At 59.6% G+C, this 18,027-nt stretch carries 16 protein-coding genes and 2 pseudogenes; 6 read left to right on the top strand and 12 right to left on the bottom strand.

The window, feature by feature from the left end; all coding sequences use genetic code 11:
- Nucleotides 1-14: 14 nt before the first annotated feature.
- From BLU71_RS04345 to BLU71_RS04330, 4 genes are all read right to left on the bottom strand, one after another.
- Nucleotides 15-2,351, bottom strand: a complete 2,337-nt coding sequence (locus tag BLU71_RS04345) for a type VI secretion system Vgr family protein (protein WP_083352401.1) — start codon at nucleotides 2,349-2,351, stop codon at nucleotides 15-17.
- 365 nt (nucleotides 2,352-2,716) lie between these two features.
- Entirely contained in the window at nucleotides 2,717-3,673 is a 957-nt protein-coding gene (locus BLU71_RS04340; RefSeq protein ID WP_083352400.1) for a quinone oxidoreductase family protein, read from the bottom strand.
- Nucleotides 3,674-3,702: 29 nt separating this feature from the next.
- Complete coding sequence (locus BLU71_RS04335; protein ID WP_080902507.1) at nucleotides 3,703-3,876, bottom strand: DUF1427 family protein; 174 nt, start codon at nucleotides 3,874-3,876, stop codon at nucleotides 3,703-3,705.
- 212 nt (nucleotides 3,877-4,088) lie between these two features.
- Nucleotides 4,089-4,856, bottom strand: a complete 768-nt coding sequence (locus BLU71_RS04330) for an AraC family transcriptional regulator (RefSeq protein ID WP_042609113.1) — start codon at nucleotides 4,854-4,856, stop codon at nucleotides 4,089-4,091.
- A 146-nt stretch (nucleotides 4,857-5,002) separates the two neighbouring features.
- On the opposite strand from BLU71_RS04330, the gene BLU71_RS04325 reads away from it, so the two are divergent.
- Nucleotides 5,003-5,230 (top strand): DUF6555 family protein, encoded by a 228-nt coding sequence (locus BLU71_RS04325; RefSeq protein ID WP_016775403.1) that lies wholly within the window; start codon nucleotides 5,003-5,005, stop codon nucleotides 5,228-5,230.
- 48 nt (nucleotides 5,231-5,278) lie between these two features.
- The gene (locus BLU71_RS04320) at nucleotides 5,279-5,551 is read left to right on the top strand and encodes a hypothetical protein (protein ID WP_083352399.1); all 273 of its coding nucleotides are present in this window, start codon (nucleotides 5,279-5,281) and stop codon (nucleotides 5,549-5,551) included.
- A gap of 23 nt (nucleotides 5,552-5,574) precedes the next feature.
- Here the strand turns inward: BLU71_RS04320 and BLU71_RS04315 are convergent, their stop codons facing one another.
- The gene (locus BLU71_RS04315; protein ID WP_080902506.1) at nucleotides 5,575-5,742 is read right to left on the bottom strand and encodes a metallothionein; all 168 of its coding nucleotides are present in this window, start codon (nucleotides 5,740-5,742) and stop codon (nucleotides 5,575-5,577) included.
- Between the two features lie 300 nt (nucleotides 5,743-6,042).
- On the opposite strand from BLU71_RS04315, the gene BLU71_RS04310 reads away from it, so the two are divergent.
- Nucleotides 6,043-7,896 (top strand): glycosyltransferase, encoded by a 1,854-nt coding sequence (locus tag BLU71_RS04310; protein ID WP_159245487.1) that lies wholly within the window; start codon nucleotides 6,043-6,045, stop codon nucleotides 7,894-7,896.
- Between the two features lie 24 nt (nucleotides 7,897-7,920).
- Here the strand turns inward: BLU71_RS04310 and BLU71_RS04305 are convergent, their stop codons facing one another.
- Together BLU71_RS04305 and BLU71_RS04300 are read right to left on the bottom strand one after the other, a co-directional pair.
- Entirely contained in the window at nucleotides 7,921-8,373 is a 453-nt protein-coding gene (locus tag BLU71_RS04305; protein ID WP_083354299.1) for a DMT family transporter, read from the bottom strand.
- A gap of 3 nt (nucleotides 8,374-8,376) precedes the next feature.
- A complete protein-coding gene (locus BLU71_RS04300; RefSeq protein WP_065615962.1) occupies nucleotides 8,377-8,862 on the bottom strand; it encodes a DMT family transporter in 486 nt (161 codons plus the stop codon).
- Between the two features lie 113 nt (nucleotides 8,863-8,975).
- On the opposite strand from BLU71_RS04300, the gene BLU71_RS04295 reads away from it, so the two are divergent.
- The gene (locus BLU71_RS04295; protein ID WP_083352397.1) at nucleotides 8,976-9,911 is read left to right on the top strand and encodes a LysR family transcriptional regulator; all 936 of its coding nucleotides are present in this window, start codon (nucleotides 8,976-8,978) and stop codon (nucleotides 9,909-9,911) included.
- Nucleotides 9,912-10,111: 200 nt separating this feature from the next.
- Here the strand turns inward: BLU71_RS04295 and BLU71_RS28075 are convergent, their stop codons facing one another.
- The 3 genes and pseudogenes from BLU71_RS28075 to BLU71_RS04285 form a co-directional block, all read right to left on the bottom strand.
- Nucleotides 10,112-10,867: a methyl-accepting chemotaxis protein gene (locus BLU71_RS28075; RefSeq protein WP_370593524.1), complete on the bottom strand. Its 756-nt coding sequence runs from the start codon at nucleotides 10,865-10,867 to the stop codon at nucleotides 10,112-10,114.
- A 102-nt stretch (nucleotides 10,868-10,969) separates the two neighbouring features.
- A pseudogene (locus BLU71_RS28070) lies at nucleotides 10,970-11,794 on the bottom strand (cache domain-containing protein); the annotation flags it as partial.
- 201 nt (nucleotides 11,795-11,995) lie between these two features.
- On the bottom strand, nucleotides 11,996-13,312 hold the full coding sequence (locus BLU71_RS04285; RefSeq protein WP_064361384.1) for a Na+/H+ antiporter family protein: 1,317 nt from the start codon (nucleotides 13,310-13,312) through the stop codon (nucleotides 11,996-11,998).
- A 230-nt stretch (nucleotides 13,313-13,542) separates the two neighbouring features.
- Between BLU71_RS04285 and BLU71_RS28065 the strand changes: the two are divergent.
- Both BLU71_RS28065 and BLU71_RS28060 read left to right on the top strand, forming a co-directional pair.
- Nucleotides 13,543-14,940 (top strand): annotated as a pseudogene (locus tag BLU71_RS28065) (HAMP domain-containing protein); the annotation flags it as partial.
- A gap of 102 nt (nucleotides 14,941-15,042) precedes the next feature.
- A complete protein-coding gene (locus BLU71_RS28060; RefSeq protein WP_371699990.1) occupies nucleotides 15,043-15,798 on the top strand; it encodes a methyl-accepting chemotaxis protein in 756 nt (251 codons plus the stop codon).
- Between the two features lie 247 nt (nucleotides 15,799-16,045).
- Here the strand turns inward: BLU71_RS28060 and BLU71_RS04275 are convergent, their stop codons facing one another.
- Together BLU71_RS04275 and BLU71_RS04270 are read right to left on the bottom strand one after the other, a co-directional pair.
- Nucleotides 16,046-17,359, bottom strand: a complete 1,314-nt coding sequence (locus BLU71_RS04275) for a sensor histidine kinase (RefSeq protein WP_083352395.1) — start codon at nucleotides 17,357-17,359, stop codon at nucleotides 16,046-16,048.
- Complete coding sequence (locus BLU71_RS04270; protein WP_042609104.1) at nucleotides 17,356-18,024, bottom strand: response regulator transcription factor; 669 nt, start codon at nucleotides 18,022-18,024, stop codon at nucleotides 17,356-17,358. Before BLU71_RS04270 ends, BLU71_RS04275 begins: the two co-directional genes overlap by 4 nt.
- Between the last annotated feature and the right edge of the window lie 3 nt (nucleotides 18,025-18,027).

The raw sequence follows: 18,027 nt of genomic DNA, 5'->3' as shown, positions 1-18,027 counted from the left end.
TTTTAAGGGTTCATTCATGACTTGTTATCTTCCGATGTCGGGTTCAGGGCAAAGTCAATGTCCATAACGCCGAAGTCATCCCAGTATCCGGCACGGAGCTTCACTAGTTTGTTTTCATCGGCTAATACTTGAATTTCCAAAGGCTCTGCATCGCTTGAATCAACGATTTTGGTTTTGCCTTCGGCGTCAGTTCTTTCACGTAAGGTGTGACCGCTGCCGCGTGATATTTCATAAGGCCGATCGGCTACCGGAGCACCGGTATTGGCGTCCCGCAGAATAAAAAATTCTTGCAAGTCGCCGTTTGAAGGACTGCCTTCTCCCCTCCAGCCGCCATGGCCTCCAGGCCCACCGTGCAACTCGACCGGACCTTTGATAGTGATCAATAAGCCGTCGAGTGTGATGCCGCTGTCGTCGAGGGTGAGGGTTCCCGCAGGGGCCTTGAAGACAATGCGCTGCCCTGCTTTCACTTCGTAGCAGGTAGTTTCCTGTTCAATAATCTTGCCAACCGCCAGCCGATAATTACTTTGTACTTTGTGATCAACGTTACCGCCGGTTTGAATGTGATGATCAGTTCCCGTTTTATCGTGGCGCTCATTGCCAACACATTCGATACGGTTGTTGTCGATGACGGTCTCGTGATCACGCCCGACATGGTGGAACCGATCCCGAGCGACGGCGTGACGATGGTCCTGGCCAATACTCACGGTCTCGTTATTGCTGACCTGTTTCATACGGTCATGGCCGACCTCGACTTTTTCATCATGTTCTACCCGCTTGTTACGATCATTGCCGACGAAGATGCCATTGTCGTTTTTGACATGAACGTTCTTGTCCCTCTCTGCATGAATAAACACCTCCTGCTGCCCCAGCTCATCTTCAAACCGCAGCTCATTGAACCCTAGCCCTTTGTGCGTGCGGCTTTTGATGGTCATCCGGGTTTTGTGTTTCGGTAGTTCATACGGGGGCAAGTTGGTTTGCCGATATGCACGCCCGGTGGCAATCGGTTGATCCGGGTCGCCGTCGAGATAGCTGATGATCAGTTCCTGTCCGACTCGCGGTATCGCCATGGCGCCCCAGGTCGCCCCGGCCCAGCCTTGCGCCACACGAATCCAGCATGAGCTCTGGTCGTTGTTTTTATCCGAACGGTCCCACGGGAACTGCACCTTGACCCGGCCCCATTCATCGCAATAGATCTCTTCCCCCGGCGGGCCGACTACGGTGGCGATCTGCGGGCCGTCGATGCAGGGTTTGGTGCGCAGCGGGGCTTTCCAGTCGGCCATCCAGTGGATGGCGCTGGCGCTCATTTCATAAGACGTTCCATGGTCGCTGCCGAACGCTTCCTCCTCCAGGCTGCTGTGTTGTTTGCCTTGATGCTGAACGGCGATGGTGCGCCAGCGATCGTTGAAACTCTCGCGCGGGTGTTCGTTGAGGTCGAACGCCAATCCCGGTTGCAGGCGTGCATCGTCGCCTTTGAGATGCGCGAGTTTGGCGTCGTTGCGCAGGGCGGTCAGGCGTGTCTTGGTAAAGGGCTTGCCGGCGATGTCGCGCTTGTAGCGCCCGGGGTAGTCGTAGCGTTCGTAGTCCTTGTGCTGGTTGTTCAGGTCCTGGTCACCGGTCGCGGTGTGCTGTTGGTTGTAGCGCGGGTGGGTGAAGGTATAGTCGCGCTGTACCTGGCGTGCGGTGCGCACTTGTTCGGTGTAGTGGAAGCGGGTCAGCGCTGGCTCCATGCAATCGCCGCCGGCCATTGGCTGATAGAGCACCGGGCAGTCTTTATGGGTACCGATCGTGCCGAGGCCACCGACGCGGTCGGTGAGGACCAAAGTGTGGCCGTCGGCGCGGTGTTCGAAGGTGTAGAGCAGGCCTTCTTCGGCAGCGAGGCGGGCGGTGAAATCGAGGTCGGTTTCGCCGGCCTGTACGCAGTATTCGCGGGGTTGGTGGTCGAAGCAGATTTCGCGGCGGATGTCCGTCAGCTTCTGCTCGGCCAGTACGCTGGTGATGATGTCGGGCACGGTCTGGCCCTGGAAGATGCGCCAGTTGGAGCGTAGATCGAAACGCGACAAGGTCGGCTCCACCACAGCGCTGTAGCGGGTGCGACGAAAACCGGTGTCGCCCTGGGTGAACAGGCTGACCAGACCATGGACGTAGCGCACCGCGGTTTCGCCGCGCCAGATGGTGAACAGCCCCGCCAGGTCGAGCACGCGATTGAAGTCGATGGCGGCGTTGTGGCTGGCCAGTTCCAGGGTGAGCTGGAATGGCTGGGACAGCCCTTCTTCGAGGGTGAACGAGACCACGTCAAAGGGATCGCCTTTCAGGGGGGTGAAGGTGAAACGCAGGTCACATTGGCGGGGCATGGCATGACTCCTTGTCGAGTGCCGGGATGATTCGATCAGAGCCTGCCAGGCTGCCAGTCGTCAGAGCGTTACCGGGCCGCAAGACGGGAATTCGGACCGCTCGTGCGAGCGTTCGGGTAGGACTGCGGAGGCAATCCTAGGGGGGAGGAATGGTGCGCTCAATCCCGAGCAGATAATCAAGAAGACCCTTACGGAGGAACCACGAAGGGCTGTCAGACACGTCTGAAATTTGCCTGTCGAGTTCCCAACCCAGGGAGCGAGCCTGCTCGCGAAAGCGGTGTGTCAGTCGGCGAATGTTTCACTGATATATCGCCATCGCGAGCAGGCTCACTCCTACATGGGTTCCGTGTGTGTGGGAATGGGCGTCAGGGCAGCAAAATGATCTTGTCGCCGCCACCCTGATTGACCTCTGCATAACGCGCCAACCCTTCCGCCAGCGGCACTTCCACCAGGCCCTGCGGCAGCGGCAAGCGATCCTCGTCGAAGAACCGCCCGAACTGCTCAAGCATCGCCGCGCATTCTTCGACGCCGTACAGCAACGAGTTGATGCCGACCACCGAGCCGCCCTTGCGATACAGCGCCAGCGCCGGCAGTTGCACGTGGCCGTCGACCGGGGCGGCGATGATGGCGATGCGGCCGAAGGTGGCCAGTGCGGCGACCGAGGCCGGCAGCCAGAAACCGGTGGTATCGAAGATCACATCGGCGCCGCCGCGGTACACCGCGTTGACCTGCGCACCCAGCTCGTCAGGCTTGTCCAGTTGAATCGTCTGATAGCCCTGCTTCTGCAAATCCGCCACCTGCTCGGGCCGGCGCGCGGCGGCCAGCAACTGCGCGCCGCGCACTTTCGCCAAGTCCAATGCCGCCGTCGCCACCGCCCCGCCGCCGATCACCAGCAAGCGCGTGTCAGCGCTGACCAGGCTGCGTTCCAGCGCATCCCACGCCGTGGTGTACGGCACGCCGAGGCTGGCGGCCTGGGCGAAACTCAGATGCGCCGGTTTGTGCGCCACGCCATTGGCCGGCAGTTTGACGAATTGCGCATGGGCGCCGTCGGCGAAGAAACCCAGCTCGCGCCCGGTGCCCCAGACTTCCTGACCGATCAACGCTTGCGGTCCCTCGACCACCACCCCGGCAAAATCCCGTCCCGGTACCCGCGGCAAAGTGGTGTAAGGGAAACGACCGAGGACGTTTTTCACATCGCTGGGATTGAGGCCCGCAGCCTTGATCTGCACCAGCACTTCATCGACGCCGGGCACCGGGGTCGGCACGTCGACGAAACGCAGGGAAGACAGGTCGCCGGTCTGATCGAATTGCAACGCTTTCATGGGCACATCCACCGTGAAAAAAGGGAAATTCAGGACAACCAGCCAGCGACCAGTTGCCGGCCCATCGGCCACAACTGCTCACCGGCCAACATGCCGAGCAGACCGACCAGCGCGATGGCCGGCGGTGCGGGAGAACGGAAATCGAGCGCGCCGTAGAGCAGGCCGACGCCCAGGCCAATGGTCAGAGAAATGAGGTAGTTCATGGGGGGAACTCCGCCGCGATAAGTGATGGGCAGAGTCTAGGGAAAGGGACGGAGCGGTATCGGCCAAGGACTTCTGAATTTCGGACAAAACCAAAAGGTCACCACAACTCCCTGTAGGAGTGAGCCTGCTCGCGATAGCGGAGTGTCAGTCAACTCATCAACCTCTGAAAGACCGCTATCGCGAGCAGGCTCGCTCCTACAGGGGGTTGTGTTCAGCCAGTGGAGAATTGCGAAGGCGCGACGCCCAGCTCTCGGCGAAACATGTCGCTGAAGCTGCTCGGTGAATAGCCCAGTTCACGAGCGATGACGCTCACCGCCACGCCCTGAATCAACGCCGCCACCGCCGTCGCCAGTTGCACTTGGCGCCGCCATTCGGCGAAGCCCATGCCGAGGCTGTCCTTGAACAACCGCGCCAGAGTGCGCACGCTGGCGCCGGCGTTTTCCGCATGCTGCTCGAACGGGATCTCCAGTGACGGCGCGGCCATCACTGCCTGACACAGGTTCATCAGACGCCGGTCGGACTCATCCGGCAGTGGGATCTTCAGTTGCGAACGCCTTGCCCGCCGCAACTCCAGCAACGCCAGCCCGACCAGCGCCTCGTAATACTCAGCCTCGCCATCATCGCCCTGCGCCACCAGCCCGACGATCAACTCGCGCAGCAAACCGCCGACTTCGATCACCTGCACCGTCGCATCCAGCGTCGCCGCCAACGCCGGGCGCAGGTAGATATTGCGCATCTGCAAGTCCGACACCACGCGAATCCCGTGGGGCACCCCCGGCGGCAACCACACCGCCCGCTGCGGCGGCACCACCAGTGCTTCGTGCGGGGTTTCCACCCACATCACCCCGCTCATCGCATACAGCAACTGCCCCCAGACATGCTCGTGCGGCTCGACGAACAAACCACGCGGGTACGTCCGCGCCAGCGGTTGCACGGGCACATCGGTGTCGGTCAGATCAGGGGGCGCGGCGAGGGCCATGGCGAGCGTTCACAGGGGGTTGGCGAAGCCGCCATGGTAACCAGCACGCCCCGCCCTCGCCAACGATAGATACCGTCGAACAATCCAACTGAATTTTCTCGGCACAGCGCGATCCGTTTAATACCACAGGGAGGAATACGGGCTTTATGAACAACGCAAAACTTTACGTCATCGACTACACACTGCATGGCACCCCCAAGTCGTTCATTATCCGCTCGGACAAAATGGACAACGCCGAAGCCTGGCACTGGGCAAGCTGCGACGCGGGCGTGGGTCGCATCCCGCGCTTCGGCCGCGAGAAAGTGCAAAAGACCAGCAAACCGATGGCAGAAAAATTCGGCCTGGAAAACGTCACCTGGCGCCAGACCAACTGACCCCATCGCCTTCACCGCAGGCTTGGCAATCGCAAGGGGGAATCGACGATGACCGACACTTATCACCCGGCCCGACTGGATTACGGCCTGACCACTTTCTTCGGCCAGATCAGCAAAACGGTGGATTGCGAGGTGGCCCTGGAAACGGTGGCGGATGACCCCTACCGCTTCACCTTGTGCGTCCAGGCACCGGTGCCGGAGGATCTGGACCAGGCCAAGATCGTGGTGGTCAAGGTCAAGGGGCGAACGTTGCAAGGCACGGTGAGGCACTTTGAGCGCCGGGAAGACGACAGTCTGAAAATGGAAGTGGAGCCTGATTAGGCTCCACTTTTTTTTTGCCCTGATTATTTCGGATGGGCGCAACCGCAGCCCTTCATCGCACACTCTTCACCGTGCTTGTGGTGATGAGCGCAGGCCTCACAGCAATAGTGTTTACCGTGCACAGCATAGGAATGTTCGCCCTCTTTGAGGGTGCAGTTGCAGCCGGGGCAGTCGCATTTTTTATCGGACATGGGACAGACTCCTTGCGGGTGGTTGTCTGGGACTTGCGGGCGAGCCGTGATATCAGTGTAGATGCTGTCCAATGGCAACGAGACTGATACCCCATGGAAGTGCTGCGACAAATAATGGGGTTACACCAGTTCGTCTGAAATCCGCCAATTCAGCACTTCTGACTCCCGCACGGCTGGTTGGCTATAACTGTCATTTCAAAATATGCTAAAAACCTGTCATTTATGACAGTAGACCGAAAAAACCATAGCAATACATTCTTCCTGAATGCCAGATAACTAGCACTATCAGGAACAATGCAGATGAACGCCTTATATTTCGGCTCAATTATTTACGTACTTGGCGGCATTATTCTAATGATGACATATTCATTGGAAACCATTTCAAATAAATACTGGACACGCTTATACACAATCGCCGCTCTCATCGCTGCAGCATGCACTTTATTCATAACAGGCAGCATTGAAAGCATTGTCATGCCAACAGCATTTTCGCTTTTTATTGGAGTACTTGCCCGCTTTAGCATGCCGCGCTACACACTATTTGGGATTTACAACCTGATGTTCACTGCCTGTTACCTGTCATCACTGGCGATTTTCATGGCAGCGCTTATCCATCAAAGCCAGTGGAGTAAAACAGCTGAGATAACGGCCTACGTGCTACTGACTGCTGCGACATTAGTCACGGCATTCGACATGCTATGGAGCGGTATCATGGAGCTGCCGGAACTCCCACTGAAGTATATTAAGCGTAACCACGCCTTACAAACTTCAGCTCTGCAAAAAAACAAAATATCACCAAAAATATCCATACACGTGCCTTGCTACAAAGAACCCCCCAGCCTGGTTATTATGACACTGAACGCCTTAGCAAATTTATCCTATGAAAATTACGAAGTCATCGTAATCGACAATAACACCAAAGATGAAAATCTTTGGAAGCCGGTACGATCCCACTGCCAAAAGCTGGGTAAGCGCTTTAATTTTTATCATGTCGACCCTCTTTCAGGAGCCAAAGCGGGCGCAATGAATTACGCTTTGCGGCATACGGATCCTGCGGCAGAAATAATTGCATCTGTTGATGCAGATTACATAGCACATCCTGAGTTTCTGTCTTCGCTTATCCCCCTGTTCAGCGATCAAAATGTATCCTTCGTACAATCCAGCCACGATTATCGTGAGTGGCGAGACAATCTTTTTCTATCAGGAGTCTATTATTTCTACTTGCGGAAACAAAAAATAGTTCACCCCGTCATGAATGAGTTCAACTCAGCCAATCTCGTAGGCACCATGTGTTTGATTCGCAGAAAAATGCTTGAGGAGGTCGGTGGTTGGGCTGAGTGGAGCCTTACGGAAGACGATGAACTATCGGTTCGCCTGCTGGCACGAGGTTATATCGGACACGTGTTCGCTGATACATGGGGACGCGGCTTGATACCCAGCACATTTGAAGGCATTAAAAAACAGATGTTTCGCTGGCAAGCTGGCCCCATTCAAGAACTCCAAAAAAATTGGCGCTTGCACATCAGCTTAGTAAAAAACAGCAACCTGAGTTCAACACAAAAAGTACTTCGATTAAAGCGTCTGATGGGAGAAGCAGCGCCAGGTTTTCTGCTAGTGCCTAGTCTCGTGACAATATCACTCGGAGCTTACCTGGCCAAAAACGACATAAAGATAGAGATCCCCAACAGCATATTATTATTCCTGATCTGCGCACCTTACATGAGACAGATCAAGAGATGGATTACTTTGAAACATCTCAAAGGAAACAGTGCACGCAATTTTATAATGACAATCATGATAGAAAACGCATTGCAGTGGAATACAGCCACCGCTTTCTTCACCCCACTTTTCAAATTAAACATACCCTGGATCAGAACGAACAAGTTCGGCAAGACACACAGCCTGGCAAGAGCCTTTCAAGCTTCTCGCACGGAAATCGTGCTAGCAATAACCCACTTGGTTTCTTCATTGATACTTTTCCAACATTCATCCCTTTATCCGATTGACCTCATCGCATTACTGTCCATATGGTTACTTTCCCAGGCTTTCACTTATTTCTGCGCCCCACTAATGGCAATTATCAGCGAGCTTGAACTACCGAAGGAAAAGTCATCATTTACAACCGCGCCCATACCCGATGACGTAATAGAATGACTATTTCATCTGATATGTATTCATTCACCCAGTCCGCTGCGAACTCCGATACATAAACACCAAAGCCACCGCCAAACAAACCATCGCCAGCATCCGGCTCGAAGACAAGCCGATCGCCGGATTCTCCAACCAGCCAAAATTGTCGATCAACATCCCCATCCCCAACTGCCCGACAATCACCGCCACGGTCGCCACAGCCGTCCCGACCACTGGCACCGCGCCGACCATCACCATCATGTACACCACGCCAAACAGCGCCCCGGTCAACTGCCACTTCGGCACCTCCAGCAGACTCACCGCCTGCGCCGGCTCGAAAAACAGGATCAACAACCCGGTCACCACCGCACCCACGGCAAAGGTCAGCAGACTGCTACGCAGCACACCCACCGTCTCACCCAAGCGACCATTGATCGCCGCCTGAACACTCAATACCGCACCGGCCAACACCACCACCGCCAGCAAAATCACCAGACCCATCATTCACCCCCGCGCAATCAGAATCAAAGCCACCACAATCAAACCCAACGCCAGCCAGCGCTCGCCGTTGACCTTCTTGCGCGTCGCGCCGAACCAGCCGAAATGGTCGATCAGCACACTCTTGCCGACCTGCCCGGACAAAATCGCGATCATCGTCATGGCAATGCCGATGTGCGGCGTCGCCAGCGTCAGCACCACCACGTAGATCGGCCCCAGAAAACCGCCGATCAACTGCCAGCGCGGCAGTTCGGTCAGCGCCGGACCTTTTCGCGGGCCGGCGAACAGCAGCAGTAAAAACAGAATCGCCGAGCCCACGCCGAAGATGCTCAAAGTTGCCCACAAATGCCCGACCTGCTCGCCCAACGGCCCGAGCAAGCCCGCCTCCACCGACAAGCCCATGCCGGCGAGAATCACCAGCGGCAGCAACAACAGACGTAACACCGAACGCTTCACTGGTGCCGCGACCAACCCCTCATCCAACGTCTGCATACACAACCTTCCACGCTCATAAACAAGGGCGCGGATTATCGGCTGGCGCCGCTGTGCGATAAATGGGAGCATCCGGACAACACTTTTGCGCAAAACGCACAGCGAGACACAGCATGCACGGGCTTAATGAACTCGGATTCAAGGCGTTACGGCTGTTTGTAGCGGTCCTCGACCACGGCAGCTTTTCCGAAGTGGCCCGCCGCGAAGGCGTCGCCCCCTCCTCCATTTCGCGGCAGATCCAGTTGATGGAGCAGGCGCTGAATCAGCAATTGCTCTACCGCCACACCCGTGCCGTCACCCCGACCGAAGCCGGGCGCACGCTCGGCCATCATGCGCGGTTGCTGCTGGTGCAATTGGAAGAAGCCGAGCAAGCGTTGCAGGAGCAGCAAAGCGAACCCACCGGACTGGTGCGGATCAACGCGCCAGTGGTGTTCGGCCAACGCCACCTGACGCCGTGGCTGGGCGAGCTCTGCGCGCGCTATCCGAAGCTGCAACTGGACATCCAGCAAACCGACCATTACATCGATCCGTTGCAGGAAGGCGCCGATCTGCTGTTTCGCATCGGTGCGCTGCACGACTCGAGCATGCAGGCTCGGATCCTTGCTCCGCACCGCTTTCAGGTCGCCGCCAGCCCGGCCTATCTGCAGCGCCACGGCACCCCACAGCATCCCGACGAACTCGCGCAGCATCAGTGCCTGGCCTACAAAGGCGCGGCCGGTCAGCAGCGCTGGTTTTTCCGCCGTGAGGGCGAGGACTGGACGCCGTACACGGTCAGAGGCCCGATCACCGGCAACCACGCCGACACACTCACCCAGGCTGCTCGGCAAGGGCTGGGGCTGGTGATGTTTCCGTCGTGGCTGATTGGCGAAGCGGTGCGCGAAGGCACACTGGTGCCGGTGCTCGGGGAGTATCAGGTGTCGAACAGTCTGGAGCCGCAGCAGATCGCGGTGCTGTGGCCGGGGAGCCGACGGTTGTCGGTGAAGGTGCGCACAGTGATTGATTTTTTTGTTGAATGCTTTGGCGAGATTCCCTATTGGGACAGAGCTTGAAGATCAAGAGCCCCTCACCCTAGCCCTCTCCCGGAGGGAGAGGGAACCGACCGAGGTGTACCACCTCCTGCATCGACCTGAAAAACCGCGTCGATTATGGATTCAAAGCGGGACTTTCAGGTCGGCGTAATCCCGCAATATCCCCCAATCGGTCCCCTCTCCCTCTGGGAGAGGGCTAGGGTGAGGGGCTTTTCAGGCGATCAGATACGGAACTGACCGACCAGCTTGCCCAGCCGCTGCCCCAGCTCCGCCAGACTGCGCGAGGTCTGCGCACCCAACTGCGTTTCATCAGCGACGCTGTCCACCGCCACCGCAATCTGATGCACGCTGCGGTTGATCTCTTCGGCCACCGCTGTCTGCTCTTCCGCTGCGCTGGCGATCTGCGCGTTCATCGAGTTGATCGTCGCGATCAACTGGGCCATGGCATCCAGCGACGCGCCGGCCTGATTAGCTTGCTGGGAAGTGCCGTCGCCGGCCTCGCTGGAGCGGCGCATCGCCTCGACCGCCTGCTGCGTGCCCGCTTGCAAGCGGTCAATCATGCCCTGGATTTCCTGGGTGCTGATCTGCGTTCGGCTGGCCAGCGCGCGCACTTCGTCGGCGACCACGGCGAAACCACGCCCGGCCTCGCCAGCACGGGCCGCTTCGATGGCTGCGTTCAAGGCCAACAGATTGGTCTGCTCGGCAATCGAACGGATCACCCCGAGCACGCCGACAATTGAACTGACGTCCTGCTGCAGGCTGTCCAGCGACACGCCGCTGTTGCGGATGTCATCGACCAGCGCATGAATCTGTTTGATGCTGCCCGCGACCACGCGCTTGGCGCTCTGGCCTTCTTCGTCGGTCTGTTGGGCGGCGACGGCGGCGTTCTGCGCGCTTTTCGCCACCTCCTGGGCGGCAGCGGACATTTCGTTGATCGCCGTAGCGACCTGATCGGTTTCGTGGCGCTGACGCTCCATGGCCTGATCGGAACGCTGCGCCTGTTCCGAGACCTGGGTGACCAGTCCGGTGAGTTGCGTGGTCATTTCGGTGATCTGCCGCACCAGGCCGTGGATCTTGTCGACGAAACGGTTGAACGAGCCGGCCAGCTCACCGAGTTCGTCTTGGCTGGTGATGTTCAGGCGCCGGGTCAGGTCGCCCTCGCCCGCCGCGATATCGTCGAGGCTGGCTTTCATTTGCGTCAGCGGGCGCAGAATGGTGTTGGCCAGCAGCATGCCCGCCGCCGCGATCACCAGCAGCACCAGTACAGCGACGCCGACGATGCTCAGCACCACGCCTTGCACACGCTCCTGCACTTGCGCTTCGACCTGCGCGACTTGCGCTTCGATGCCGTCGAGGTTGACCGAAGTACCGACCGCCATGTCCCACTTCGGCAGGTATTCGGTGTAGCCGAGTTTCGGCACCAGCACCTTGGCGTTGCCCGGCAGTGGCGAGCTGTATTGCAGATAGTGGGTGCCGTCCTTGGCCACTTTGACCAGGCCGAGGTTGACGTAGACGCCGTTCGGATCGCGGTTGTCCTTGAAGCTTTTGCCCACACCGTCGGGGTCATTGGCCTTGAACAGGCGCACGGTCTCGGAATCGTAGCCGAAGAAGTAACCGTCCTTGCCGTAGCGGATGCCCGAGAGCAATTTGATCGCCTGCGCCCGCGCCGCGTCGTCACCCGGCGCAGCGGCGTCGTAAAGGGGTTTGATCGTGGTCATGGCCACGGCGACGTAACTTTGCAGGGTGGCTTTGGCATCGCTGAGCAGCCGCTCGCGGGTCTGCTCGACTTCCTTGCGCGCCTGTTCCTGGAGGATGAACAGCGTGGTCACGCTGATGACCAGCGCAAAGAGCAGCACCGGCAGAACAGCAAGGGACAGGACTTTAGCCTTCAGACTCAGGCGCATCGGGGGACTCACTCTTTTGATTTTGTTGGCGTGGTTAAAGGCTTTAACGGCACGCCGGGGCAAAAGTTGAGTCCGGGAAATAACCCGATCCCCTGTAGGAGTGAGCCTGCTCGCGATAGCGGTGTATCAGTCAGCGGATGAGGCGACGGATACACCGCTATCGCGAGCAGGCCAACTCCTACAAGGGGGTTGGTGGGCCGTTTAGAGAACCATCGCCGCCACCCAGCCAAACGCCAACAGCGGCAAATTGTAGTGCAGGAAGGTCGGTACGACGGTGTCCCAGATGTGGTGATGCTGGCCGTCGATGTTCAGGCCGGAGGTCGGGCCGAGGGTCGAGTCCGAGGCCGGCGATCCGGCGTCGCCGAGCGCACCGGCAGTGCCGACGATGCAGACGATGGCGATCGGACTGAAGCCCAGTTGCACGCACAGCGGCACGAAAATCACCGCGAGAATCGGCACGGTGGAAAACGACGAGCCGATGCCCATGGTCACCAGCAGCCCGACCAGCAACATCATCAGGGCACCGACGCCCTTGCTGTGATCGATCCACGCCGCCGAGGCTTCTACCAGGGTCTGCACTTCGCCGGTGGCCTTGATCACTTCGCCGAAACCGGAGGAGGCGATCATGATGAAGCCGATCATCGCCATCATTTTCATGCCTTCGGTGAACAGATCATCGGTCTCGCGCCACTTGACGATGCCCGATGCCGAGAAGATCAGAAACCCGGCCAGCGCACCGATAATCATCGAGTCCAACAACAGCTGAATGACGAACGCGGCGGCGATCGCTACACCGGCAATCATCAGGCTCAGCGGGTTGTACTGCACCGCGGTCTGCTCGACTTGTTCGATCTTCGCCAGGTCATAGACGCGCTTCTTGCGATAGCTGATAAACGCGATGCCGAGGCCGACCAGCATGCCCAGCGCCGGAATACCCATGGCATGGGTGACATTGATACCGCTGATGTCGACGCCGCTGCGCGCGACGTTGGCCAGCAGGATTTCATTGAGGAAGATGTTGCCGAAGCCCACCGGCAGGAACATGTACGGAGTGATGAGGCCGAACGTCATGACGCAGGCGATCAAACGGCGATCGAGTTGCAGCTTGGTCAGTACATAGAGAAGCGGCGGCACCAGCAGCGGAATGAACGCGATGTGGATCGGCAGGATGTTCTGCGAAGCAATCGCCACCACCCAGAGCAGGCCGATCAACAGCCATTTGACGTTACCGCCGCCGGTCGCGTGTTGCCGGTCCACCATGGCCAGGGCCTTGTCGGCCAGCGCATGGGCCAGGCCGGACTTGGCGATCGCCACGGCAAAAGCACCGAGCAAGGCGTAGGACAACGCCACCGTCGCGCCGCCGCCCAGGCCGCTGTTGAACGCCTTGAGCGTCGCTTCGATGCCCAGACCACCGGTCAGGCCACCAACCAGCGCCCCGACGATCAGCGCGATCACCACATGCACGCGCGACAGGCTGAGGATCAGCATGACGCCGACGGCTGCTATGACTGCATTCATTTCACTACCTCAAAAAACACTGCGGGTGAAAACACACCGCCAGACAGGATGAGTCCGCCCGGAATTGGCCGGCGGATTTGTACGGAGGGTCTTATTAGAGGGCGCGCACTGTGCCGCAGCGAACAGTCCTTGTCAAAGTCACACGGCCCTGTAGGAGCTGCCGAAGGCTGCGATCTTTTGATCTTGTTCCAGAGCAAAAACGCAAGATCGCAGCCTTCGGCAGCTCCTACATGGATCGCATGCGCAATTGGTCATATTGCGCTGGAGGGATAAAGAAAGCGCAAACGCAGCCGCTACAGTGCAAAGTCTCAGATATTTATCGGATAAGGATGTTTTCCATGTCGCTCAGACAACTTTCCATCCAATGGAAAATCACCCTGCTCGCCGGCCTCTGCCTGGCCGGTATCGTGACCCTGTTGGTCGGTCTTTCGCTGTATCGCATGGAACACAGCTCGGCGCTGGTCAAGGCCTCGAGCATGGAGATGCTCACCGAATCGGCGCAGGCGCGGATCGAATCGCAAGGTGAAGTGCAGGCTGCGGGCATTCGCCAGCAGTTCATGGACGCCTATCAGTACGGCCACGGTTTCTCGCGGCAGGTGCTGTTCTTGCGTGAACAGGCCGAGAAGCGTTTTCTCGATGCCTTCGACCTGCGCGAGGACATGACCCGTCAGGTCAAGTCCGCGCTGCAGGCCAACCCCGACCTGCTCGGCCTGTCGCTGGTGTTTGAAGCCAACGCGCTGGACGGCAAGGATGAACTGTTCGCCGATCAGGCTGAGCTGGGCAGCAACGACGAGGGCCGTTTCGCCCTGTACTGGTCGCAGCCGACCCCGGGCAAAGTCACCTCGATGGCGCTGCCGGAAAGCGACATGAGCGACACCAGCACCGGCCCCAGCGGTCAAGCCGCCAACGCCTGGTTCACCTGCCCGCGCACCACCCTCAAACCCTGCGTGATCGAGCCGTACTTCTACGTCATCGACGGGCAGAAAGTGCTGATGACCAGCATCGTCTTCCCGCTGCAGGTCAACGGCAAAGTCATTGCGTCGTTGTCGGTCGACATCAACCTCAACAGCCTGCAAGCGATCAGCCAGAATGCCAGTCGCAAACTTTATGACGGTCAGACCGCGGTAAGCATCGTCAGCCCTGCCGGCCTGCTCGCCGGCTACAGCCCGGATGCCGGCAAGCTCAGCCAGCGCCTGGATGCGGTGGATCAGGCCAGCGGCAGCGAGTTGCTGCGCCTGCTCGCCTCGAGCACTGGCGTGAGCAGTCTGCACAGCAACGGCCAGTTGAAAGTGCTGTCGCCGTTCCAGCCGATTCCCGGCGGGCCGGCGTGGGGCGTGTTGTTGGACGTGCCGGAAAAAGTCCTGGTCAGCCGCGCCGAAGCGCTCAAGCAGCAACTGGATGCGAGCAATAATTCGGGCACGCTGATCGAACTGAGCCTCGGCCTGCTCGCCGCGCTGATCGGTTTGCTATTGGTGTGGCTGATGGCGCGCAGCGTGACCAAGCCGATCCTCGGCGTGGCGCACATGCTTGAAGACATCGCCAGCGGCGAAGGCGATCTGACCCGGCGCCTGGCCTATGACAAGCAGGACGAACTCGGGCAACTGGCCGGCTGGTTCAACCGTTTCCTCGACAAGCTGCAGCCGATCATCGCCGAGGTGAAACGCTCGGTGCAGGACGCGCGCAACACCGCCGACCAGTCCTCGGCCATCGCTACCCAGACCAGCGCTGGCATGGAGCAGCAATACCGTCAGGTCGATCAGGTCGCCACCGCCTCCCATGAAATGAGTGCCACTGCGCAGGACGTCGCACGCAGCGCCGCGCAGGCCGCCGAAGCCGCCAAGGACGCCGACCGCGCTACCCGCCAAGGCCTGACGGTGATCGATCGCACCACCGCGAGCATCGACACCCTCGCCGCCGACATGAGCGCAGCGATGGTGCAGGTCGAGGGCTTGGCCGCCAACAGCGAGAAGATCGGCACGGTGCTGGAAACCATTCGCGCCATCGCCGAGCAGACCAACCTTCTGGCGCTTAACGCTGCCATCGAAGCGGCCCGCGCCGGTGAAGCCGGACGCGGTTTCGCGGTGGTCGCTGACGAAGTGCGCAACCTCGCGCGCCGCACCCAGGAGTCGGTGGAGGAAACCCGCCAGGTCATCGAGCAATTGCAGAACGGTACGCAGGAAGTGGTCGGCTCGATGGGCAACAGCCATCGTCAGGCCCAGGGCAGTGTCGAGCAGGTGGGCCAGGCCGTGACGGCGCTGCGGCAGATCGGCGATGCGGTGACGGTGATCAGCGACATGAACCTGCAGATCGCCAGCGCCGCCGAAGAGCAAAGCGCGGTGGCCGAGGAGATCAACAATAATGTGGCGACGATTCGCGATGTGACCGAATCCTTGTCGGGACAGGCGAATGAATCGGCGCGGGTGAGCCAGTCGCTCAATAGCCTGGCGAACCAGCAGCAGCGGTTGATGGATCAGTTTCGCGTTTGATCTGAGATTGCGGGGTGTCAGTCAGATTCCCCCCTCACCCCAGCCCTCTCCCCCAAGGGGGGCGAGGGGGAAAGGGAGCCGATCTTCACGCCATTCAAACCTGAGTCCGGCTCGGTACTCAGATCACGGTGATGCTTTCAAAACCTGAGTTCGGCTCGGTATCTCACGTCGGTGTACCTCGACTAAACACCTCGGTCAGTCCCCTCTCCCTCCGGGAGAGGGTTAGGGTGAGGGGCTTTTCAAGGGCTCACCGCCGAGGCAGCTCGATCACCACTTTCAACCCGCCCCACTCGCTCTCGCCCAGCACCAGCAAGCCGCCCCAGGTATCGACGATGTCCCGCACGATGCCAAGGCCCAGCCCATGCCCGTGGGTCTGCTCATCAAGCCGCGTGCCACGGCTGAACACTTGAGCGCGTTGTTCCTCGGGGATTCCCGGCCCGTCATCTTCCACGCTCAGGGCAAAGCCGTCAGACCGTTCGATCACACTCAAGCGCACTTCGGCATCGGCCCATTTGCAGGCGTTGTCGAGCAGGTTGCCGAGCAGTTCCAGCAAGTCCTCGCGATCCCACGGCAGTTGCAGGCCCGGCGGTGCGACGTAACTCAAGGCCAGGTGTTCGCCATGAATCATGTTCAGCGTCGCCAGCAACCCCGGCAGCTCGGCATCGCAATCGAACAACGCGCCGGGCAGCGCATCACCGGATAACCGCGCCCGATTGAGTTCACGATTGAGGCGCTGCTGCACCTGTTCCAGTTGTTCCTTGAGAATCCTGCGCAGCTCGGGATGGTCGTCGAGCTTGTCGCTGGAGGCCAGGCTCAGCAGCACCGCCAGCGGTGTTTTCAACGCGTGGCCGAGGTTGCCCAAGGCATTGCGCGAGCGCTTGAGGCTGTCTTCGGTGTGGGCGAGCAAATGGTTGATCTGCGCCACCAGCGGTTCCAGTTCCACCGGCACCTGATCGTCGAGTTGCGAGCGCTGGCCCTGCTGCAACTGAGCGATCTGCTCGCGCGCGCGCTCCAGTGGTTTGAGGGCGCGGCGCACGGTCAGGCGCTGCAGGAACAGGATCAGCAACAACGCCGCCAGCCCCAGGCCGAGGCCGATCTGGCGCATGCGCTGGAAGCTGTCGCTGACCGGCGTGTAATCCTGGGCGACGCTGATCGAGATCGACTGGCCCAGGCGCCGATAGTCCGAACGCAATATCAGCAGGCGTTGCCCGCCGGGGCCCAGTTGCAGGTTACTGTGCAGCCCCGGGTGGTCGAGCAAGGGCAGATCCTGATCCCATAACGAGCGCGAGCGCCAGTGACTGTCAGAGAAGTCGATGCGAAAGTAATGCCCGGAAAATGGCCGCTGATAGGCCGGCGACAGATGCCGCTCATCCAGCTGCAACCCTTGCGGGCCGCGCACCAGCGCCACCAGCAGGCTTTCGCTGTCATTGCGCAGGCCGGCTTCGAGGTAGCGCTGCAAGCCGACTTCGAATAACCACAGGCTGGTTTGCGCCAGCACCAGACCGACGATCACCATCACGCTGATCAAACCCAGGCTCAACCGGCGCTGGATTGATCTCATGAAGCTTGCCCGCCGAACAGGTATCCCTGACCGCGACGGGTTTCGATGACGCTTTTGCCGAGCTTGCGCCGCAGGTGATTGACGTGGACTTCGAGGACGTTGGAATCGCGCTCGGTCTCACCGTCGTAGAGGTGTTCGGCGAGGTGGCTTTTCGAGAGGATTTGTTCGGGGTGCAGCATGAAATAGCGCAGCAGGCGGAATTCGGCGGCGGTCAGCTGGATGTCGGCGCCGTCGCGAACCACGCACTGGCGGCCCTCGTCCAGATGCAGGCCCGCGGCTTGCAGGGTGGGCTGGTTGGACTGGCCCTTGGAGCGGCGCAACAGCGACTGAATGCGCAGGAACAGCTCTTCCGGGTGAAACGGTTTGGTCAGGTAATCATCCGCGCCGGCCTTCAGGCCTTCGATGCGCTCGGCCCAGGAATCGCGCGCGGTGAGGATCAGCACCGGTATCGCCAGACCGGCCGCGCGCCACTGCGCAAGCACGTCCAGCCCCGGTACGCCGGGCAGGCCGAGGTCGAGGATGATCAGGTCATAGGGCTCGCTGCTGCCCTGATACACCGCGTCACGGCCATCGGCCAGCCAATCCACCGCGTAGCCCTGGCGCTGAAGGCCAGCGAGCAATTCGTCGGCCAGCGGTACGTGGTCTTCCACCAGAAGCAAACGCATCGA

Origin of the sequence: Pseudomonas moraviensis, assembly GCF_900105805.1 — a bacterium.
GTDB lineage: Bacteria > Pseudomonadota > Gammaproteobacteria > Pseudomonadales > Pseudomonadaceae > Aquipseudomonas > Aquipseudomonas moraviensis_A.
The sequence above is the reverse complement of the archived record's forward strand: the minus strand, read 5'-3'. Positions and strand labels throughout refer to the sequence as shown.